The organism is Pseudoalteromonas sp. MER144-MNA-CIBAN-0113 (assembly GCF_040308965.1).
GTDB lineage: Bacteria > Pseudomonadota > Gammaproteobacteria > Enterobacterales > Alteromonadaceae > Pseudoalteromonas > Pseudoalteromonas tetraodonis.
On sequence record NZ_JBEOOG010000240.1, the window covers coordinates 1 to 335 of the forward strand.

Here is a 335-nt window from a genome sequence, read left to right on the forward strand (position 1 = left end):
ACATAATGCTTTTAAGCAAAATGGACAGGAATTAACAGGAAGTCATTCCCCAAAGTTATGTGAATTGCTCCCCGAATTACCTAAAAATGATCTTATTGATATGAATGTTAGCATAAAAAACAAGCTAACAAGAGTCGTTGGGTATTGGTCAAAAAAAGAAAAACAATATACATTTTTAGTCACTAATTTATCTATTGATGAATTTACAGCGACTGAAATAGGCAAATTATATAGGTTACGCTGGCAGGTTGAATTACTTTTTAAGGAGTGTAAGTCTTATAATAATTTACGCGTCTTTCAAACATCAAACGCAAGCTTACAAGAGGCGCTAATTT

At 32.2% G+C, this 335-nt stretch carries 1 protein-coding gene; it reads left to right on the forward strand.

All coding sequences use genetic code 11. From position 1 onward, the window contains the following. The coding region (locus AAEY57_RS19545; RefSeq protein WP_350608611.1) for a transposase at window positions 1-335 on the forward strand (335 nt) is incomplete at both ends.